Genomic DNA, 7,141 nt, shown 5'->3' on the forward strand with positions numbered 1-7,141 from the left:
CCCCCTCCCCTACCCCCGCCGCGAAGGCCGCTCCCGCGAAGGCCAAGGGCTCCGCGCTCACTCCGGTGACGAGCGTGGAGGGCATCACCGAGTACCGCCTCGCCAATGGCATGCGCGTGCTCCTCTTCCCCGACCCGACCAAGCCCAACGTCACCGTGAACGTGACGTACTTCGTGGGCAGCAAGCACGAGGGCTATGGCGAGACGGGCATGGCCCACCTGCTCGAGCACCTGATGTTCAAGGGCACGCCCACCACCAAGAACGTGCCCCAGGCGCTCACCGAGCGGGGCGCCCGCCCCAATGGCACGACGTGGCTGGACCGCACCAACTACTTCGAGACGCTGCCCGCCTCGGACGAGAACCTGCGCTGGGCGCTGTCCTTCGAAGCCGACCGCATGGTCAACAGCTTCATCGCCAAGAAGGACCTCGACAGCGAGATGACCGTCGTCCGCAACGAGTTCGAGTCCGGCGAGAACGACCCGGGCAGCATCCTCCAGGAGCGCGTCCTCAGCGCCGCGTACATCTGGCACAGCTACGGCAAGTCGACCATCGGCGCGCGCTCGGACCTGGAGAACGTGCCCATCGACCGGCTCCAGGCCTTCTACCGGAAGTACTACCGCCCGGATAACGCGATGCTGGTGGTGGCCGGCCGCTTCGACGAGGCGAAGACGCTGGGTTTCATCCAGTCCTCCTTCGGCAAGCTGAAGAAGCCCGCCGCGCCCCTGCCCGTCACGTACACCGCCGAGCCCACCCAGGACGGTGAGCGCGAGGTGACGCTGCGCCGCGTGGGCGACAACACCCTGCTCGCCAGCGTGTATCACGTGCCCGAGGGCGCCCACCCCGACTTCGCCGCCATCGACGTGCTGACGCTCGCGCTGGGCGACCACCCGTCGGGCCGTCTCTACAAGGCCCTGGTGGAGACGAAGAAGGCGTCGAACGTGTCCGCGTACAACTACCAGTTCCGCGACCCGGGCATCATCGGGTTCAGCGCGGACATGCGCGAGGACCAGCCCCTGGCCGCCGCGCGCGAGGCGCTGCTGAAGACGGTGGAGGACTCGGCGCGCACGCCCTTCACCGAGGAGGAGGTCTCCCGCGCGAAGACGACGCTCTTGAAGATGATGGAGCTGACGCTGAACAACTCCGAGCGCGCCGCCATCGGCCTGTCCGAGTGGGCCGCCACCGGCGACTGGCGCTTGATGTTCCTGCACCGCGACCGCATCGAGGCGGTGAAGCCCGTGGACGTCACGCGCGTGGCGGCCACCTACCTCAAGGCCTCCAATCGCACGCTGGGCGCGTTCATCCCCACGGCGAAGCCGGAGCGCTCGGAGCTGCCGCCGCCGGTGGAGATGGCGAAGATGATGGACGGCTACAAGGGCCGCGCCGCGGTGGCGCAGGGCGAGGCGTTCGACCCCTCCCCCGCCAACATCGAGGCGCGCGTGCAGCGCGGCGAGCTGCCGGGCGGCATGAAGTACGCGGTGCTGTCCAAGAAGACGCGCGGTGAGATGGTGAACGCGTCCCTGTCCTTCCACTGGGGCACGGAGGCGGCGCTGCGCGGAAAGGCCGACGCGGCGTCGTACGCGGGCCGCATGCTGATGCGCGGCACCAAGAAGCACACGCGGCAGCAAATCCAGGACGAGTTCGACAAGCTGAAGGCGCGCGTCGGCGTGGACGGGGGCCTTGCCGGAGCGTCGGTGTCCATCGAGTGCCCGCGCGCGAGCCTGCCCAAGGTGCTGGCGCTGGTGGCCGAGATTCTGCGCGAGCCCTCCTTCGACGAGAAGGAGTTCACCCTGCTCAAGCAGTCGCGGCTGGCGGACCTGGAGTCGCAGCGCAGCGAGCCGGAGACGCAGGGCAGCATCGCCTTCTGGCGGACGCTGTCGAGCCACTACACGAAGGGCCACCCCTACTACGTGCCCACGCTCGACGAGCGCATCGCCGGCGCGAAGGACACCACGCTGGAGCAGGCCCGCGCCTTCCACAAGGCGTTCTACGGCGGCGCCAACGCGGAGCTGGCCGTGGTGGGTGACTTCGACCCGAAGGAACTCGTGGCCGAGACTGGCAAGCTGTTCGGCGACTGGAAGAGCCCGGCGCCCTACGCGCGCGTGCCGGAGGTCTTCAACGACGTGGGCCCCAAGGCCGTGGCCCTGGAGACGCCGGACAAGGCGAACGCGTACTTCTACGCGGGGCAGACGCTCAAGCTGCGCGAGGACGACAAGGACTGGCCGGCGCTGATGCTCGGCAACTTCGTGCTCGGCGGCGGCTTCCTCAACTCGCGACTGGCCACGCGCATCCGCCAGAAGGATGGCCTGTCCTACGGCGTCGCGAGCAACATCGACCCGGGCGATTTGGACGCGGTGGGCACGTTCATCACCTACGCCATCTACGCGCCGGAGAACGCGAGCCGGCTCGAAACGGCGATGCGCGAGGAAGTGACGAACGTCTTGCAGAAGGACTACTCGGCGGACGAGCTGGAGAAGGCGCGCGCGGGTCTGCTGGAGTACCGGCAGGCGGCTCGGGCGCAGGACGGCAATCTGGCGCGCAAGCTCGCCGGCTACCTGTACCTGGGCCGCACCCTCACCTTCGACGCGGGCGTGGAACAGCAGCTCTCCAAGCTCAAGCCGACGGACGTGCGTCAGGCCATGTCGCGACACCTGGACTGGACGAAGGTCACCCAGGTGAAGGCGGGTGACTTCGCCACCGCGGAGAAGAAGGCGAAGGCCCCCGTACCGGCTCAGGCCGCGCCGTGACGCGGTGACTGCTCACCCTTCACGGGGTTGAGCGCTCAGCCCCGAGGTGCCCGCGTGGCGCCTCGGGGCTTTTTCATGCCCGCGCGCGGGGGCGTGCGCGACGTTGGAGCGGACCTCTCCAACGCCTTACTTCGAGGCGCGTTTCTTCTCTTCCTGGATGACGTCGTTGCACAGGCCGACGCATTCGTCGCAGATGAAGACGTTCGGGCCCGCGATGAGATGTCTCACCTCGCGCTGGTACTTCTCGCAGAACGAGCATTGGACGTTGATGCCGGAGCCGAAGTCCTTCATGGCGTCGGCGATCTTGTCGATCCACAGAGAACTCCAATACGCGAGTGCTCTCTCCGCGTCCTCGGGAGGGACCAGGTGGTTCCGCCATTCGCGGGCCGTGGTTTTTTCAAGGCGGGCCCAGCTCCCATCCGGCGCCACATTCAGGGCCCAACTGTCAGGCTTGCGCTCACCGTCCTCGTAGACACCCAGATGCACCACCAGGCCGTCTGGACCGAGCTCCGCGTAGAGCCCCTCCTTCCGGTCGAATGAGACGCCCTCTGGCAACCACGAGCGGTCGAACCGTTCCTTCTTGTCCATGCGGTGGCACCTCTTCCCGCGAGGCGGATGGAGGAGAAGACCCACGTCGGTGCGGGAACCCGATGGTCCACACGAGAAGATAGCCTTTTCATGAGAGGCTTTCTCTCGGGGGGCACCCGCGGGCGACAGGCTCGAAGTCACATTTCACACATCACGTTTCGCCAACACGTGACGCCCCGGTCATCGTGGGCTCCGTGCTCGCGGCTCGCGAGCGCGCCCTGTGGCCCAGGAAGCCAGACAGCCACGCCAGCACGGCCGCCGCCAACACCACGCCGCCCATCGGCTTCGCGGTGTTGTCATTGAGCACGCTCACCGCCCAGGACGCGGAGGCCGCGGCGGTGAACTGGAGCGCGCCCAGCACCGCGGACGCGAGCCCCGCGTGCGCGGCGTGTCGCTCCAGCGCGATGGCCGCGGAGTTGGGTCCCACCAATCCCAGCGTCGGCACGAACAGGAACAGCGCGGCGGCAATCCCCCAGAAGCCCCCTACCCCACTCCACGTGACTGCCATCACCCCCGCCGCCGTCACCGCATACAGCGTCAATGCCAGACGCAGCAACCGGTGCAACGGGATGTGGCGCAGCAGCTTGCGATTGAGCTGAGCCAGCGCCACCAGCCCCACCGCGTTCGCACCGAAGAACCAGCCGAAGTCCTGCTCCTTCACGCCATGCAGCGTGATGAACACGAACGGCGCGCCCGCGATGTATGCGAACATTCCCGCGTACGCGAAGCCACCCGCGAGCGCCGGGCCGACGAAGTCCGCGTCCCGCAGCAGCTCCCCCAAGCGCGCGCGCATGCTCTTCGTCTTCGAGTGCTCGGGCGCGGTCTCCGGCAACACCCTCCACGTGGCGACCAGCGCCACCGCGCCGATGCCCGCGAGCAACACGAAGATGACCCGCCAGCTCGTGTGCTGGAGCACGAAGCCGCCCAGCAACGGCGCGAGTACGGGCGCCACGCCCACCACGAGCATCAAGCGCGACATCGTCCGCGCCGCGTCCGCGCCGGACCACAGGTCCCGCACCACCGCGCGCGGCGCCACCAACGCCACCGCGCCACCCAGCGCCTGGAAGAAGCGCATCGCCACCAGCGCCGTCGCCGTGGGCGCGAGCGCACAGCCGAGCGAGCCCAGCACATACACCGCCAGCCCCGCGTACAACGGCCGCGTGCGTCCGAACCGGTCGATGAGCGGACCGGTGAAGAGCTGCCCCAACGCCAGCCCCGCGAAGCACGACGCGAGCGTGAGCTGGATGACGGACTGGGTCGACTGCAGGTCCGTCGCGATGCGTGGCAGCGCGGGCAGGTACATGTCGATGGACAGCGGCGCGAACGCGGTGAGCGCTCCCAGCAGCAGTTCCAGCGACAGGGTGCCCGATGGGGGCGACTTCTTCGTGAGGGTGTTCATGCCATCCCAGGCGTGAGGCGCGCACCGCCGCGCGCGCGAGTTCGTTCAGGGCTCTGGATGCCGAGCAGGCGACCTCTCGGCGGGCCGCTCGCGAGCAACGCGGTGGCGACTCCCTGGGAGGTTCTCCGGAGCTTCATCATCGTCGACGCTGGATTAGCGGCGCGGACCCTGGCTGACCAGCGACACGAGGTTCCACGCAGTGTTCCACGCACGGAACAATCCCCGCGCCTGTCCCCGGCGGGCGTCACAAGTCCTGCCTCCGCCCGTCTTCAGGATGAAGCAGCCGCATGCGGGGGAGGGGAGTGGCCGGGTCCCACCTCCACGCCAACTCACCCCCGGAGGGGCCCGCCTGGCGAAGGCCGGCATGTCAGACCCTCCGGTTATTCCTTTCCCCGTCGCGCACACGGGGGTGCAGGACCCTTCGGAGTCTCGAGCTCGAGTTTACCGTCGCGCCCTCACCGCCACGGTCCCAGGTCCGCCCTCCGTGTGTGCGACACCATGAAGACGAAGCACGCGAGGAGGCAGGGGCCATCTCGCGCGCGCAGGGGGATGGGGCGCCGCGCTCGGGAAGCGCGGGCCCCATGAGGTACCGGCGACGCCTTCGGGCTCGCCCGACATTCTTGAATCGCCATCCACGCCGGAGGGGAGGCCCGTCGCACGGGACTTTCCCTTCCGGAGGATGGCCGGTGCGCGCGAGGCAGGCAGCTCCTCAACCCCTCCCACTGCCCGCCTCGCGCGCTCCCGTAAACCTTCCCTTTGCTTGCCAAGGGGGCGCACCGGAGACATAGGGGACCTCACAGGTCGCGGCGCGCGGAGCGAGGGTGCTCGGTGCCATGACGGAGCGGGCGCCACGTCAGGTCCCGAAACCCTCCGGCGACCCTCGTGAGCAATGGGACTCCGGTACGACGTCATCGTGGTGGGCCTGGGCCATGCGGGCTGTGAGGCGGCGCTCGCCTGCGCGCGCCTGGGCCTGGCCACGCTGGGAATCACGCTCAAGCGCGAGCGCTCCGCGGTGATGAGCTGCAACCCCGCCGTGGGTGGCACCGCCAAGGGCCACCTGGTGCGGGAGCTGGACGCGCTCGGGGGACAGATGGGGCGCGTGGCGGACCTCGCCGGCACGCACTTCAAGACGCTCAACGCCTCCAAGGGCCCCGCCGTCCAGGCGACTCGCGTGCTGTGCGACCGCGAGCAGTACTCCGCCCTGATGCAGTCGGTCCTCTTCAACGAGCCGAACCTCACCGTGCGCGAGGGCGAGGTCTCCACGCTGGTGGTCGAGGAGGGGAGGGTGACGGGCGTGCTGCTCGGCGACGGCACGCAGGTGGCCGCGTCGGCGGTGCTGCTCACCACGGGCACCTTCCTCCAGGCGCTGATGCACGTGGGCGAGAAGAAGGAAGTCGGCGGACGATTGGGTGACGACGCGGCGCGAGGCCTGTCCGATTCGCTGCGCGCGCTTGGCTTCACGCTGGGCCGCTTCAAGACGGGCACTCCGGCGCGGCTCGCGCGCGCGAGCATCGACTGGGATGCGGTGCAGCCGCAGCACGGCGACTTCCCGCCGCGTCCGCTCTCCTGGCGCACGCGCGCGGAGTCGGCCTCGGGGGTGCCGTTTCCGCGTCAGCCCTCGGTGACGTGCGGCATCACGGCCACCACGCTCCAGACGCACCGCGTGCTGCGCGACAACCTCCACCGCTCGCCGCTGTACCAGGGAGAGATTGTCGGCCGGGGGCCGCGCTACTGCCCGTCGCTGGAGGACAAGGTGGTGCGCTTCGCGGAGCGCGAGCGGCACCAGGTGTTCCTGGAGCCCGAGGGCCCCGACTCGCCGCTGGTGTATCCGGCGGGCCTGTCCACCAGCCTGCCCGCGGACGTGCAGCTCGACTTCCTGCGCACCATCCCCGGATTGGAGCGGGTGGAGGTCATCCGCTACGGCTACGCGGTGGAGTACGACTACGCGCCGCCCACGCAGCTCAAGCCCACGCTGGAGACGAAGGCCGTCGCGGGCCTGTTCTTCGCGGGCCAGCTCAACGGCACCTCGGGCTACGAGGAGGCCGCCTTCCAGGGCCTGTGGGCCGGGCTCAACGCGGGCCTCATGGTGAAGGGCGAGCCGCCGCTGCTGCTCGGCCGCGACGAAGCCCATGGCGCGGTGCTGGTGGATGACCTGGTGACCAAGGGCGTGGACGAGCCGTTCCGCATGTTCACCAGTCGCTCCGAGCACCGGCTCCGGCTGCGCGAGGGCAACGCGGACCTGCGGCTGGCGCGTCACGGGCACCGGGTGGGGCTGTTGCCGCGCGAGGCGTTGGAGCGGGCGGAGGCGCGGCAGCGCGCGGTGACGGACGAAGTGACGCGGCTCAAGCGCACGGGCCTGGCGGCGCGGCTGAAGCGGCCCGAAGTCACGTACGGGCAGTTGGGGGAGGGG

The 7,141-nt window shown here is 69.5% G+C and carries 3 protein-coding genes and 1 pseudogene; 2 read left to right on the forward strand and 2 right to left on the reverse strand.

Going from position 1 to position 7,141, the window contains the following annotated elements:
• Positions 1 to 2,744, forward strand: a 2,744-nt coding sequence (locus FJV41_RS47075) for a M16 family metallopeptidase (protein ID WP_220137962.1), incomplete at its 5' end; no start/stop codon positions are given.
• 138 nt (positions 2,745 to 2,882) lie between these two features.
• On the opposite strand, the pseudogene FJV41_RS47080 reads toward FJV41_RS47075, so the two are convergent.
• Both FJV41_RS47080 and FJV41_RS47085 read right to left on the reverse strand, forming a co-directional pair.
• Positions 2,883 to 3,035 (reverse strand): annotated as a pseudogene (locus FJV41_RS47080) (ClpX C4-type zinc finger protein); the annotation flags it as partial.
• A gap of 448 nt (positions 3,036 to 3,483) precedes the next feature.
• Positions 3,484 to 4,731: a multidrug effflux MFS transporter gene (locus tag FJV41_RS47085; protein WP_141649164.1), complete on the reverse strand. Its 1,248-nt coding sequence runs from the start codon at positions 4,729 to 4,731 to the stop codon at positions 3,484 to 3,486.
• An 889-nt stretch (positions 4,732 to 5,620) separates the two neighbouring features.
• On the opposite strand from FJV41_RS47085, the gene mnmG reads away from it, so the two are divergent.
• Positions 5,621 to 7,141: tRNA uridine-5-carboxymethylaminomethyl(34) synthesis enzyme MnmG (gene mnmG, locus FJV41_RS47090; RefSeq protein ID WP_141649165.1), on the forward strand; the 1,521-nt coding region annotated here is incomplete at its 3' end.

The sequence above is a fragment of the Myxococcus llanfairpwllgwyngyllgogerychwyrndrobwllllantysiliogogogochensis genome (assembly GCF_006636215.1).
GTDB lineage: Bacteria > Myxococcota > Myxococcia > Myxococcales > Myxococcaceae > Myxococcus > Myxococcus llanfairpwllgwyngyllgogerychwyrndrobwllllantysiliogogogochensis.

What these genes read in the sequence shown, in the direction of transcription:
- FJV41_RS47085 (WP_141649164.1), bottom strand. Translation starts at nt 4,731, where the DNA reads ATGAACACCCTCACGAAGAAGTCGCCCCCATCGGGCACCCTGTCGCTG.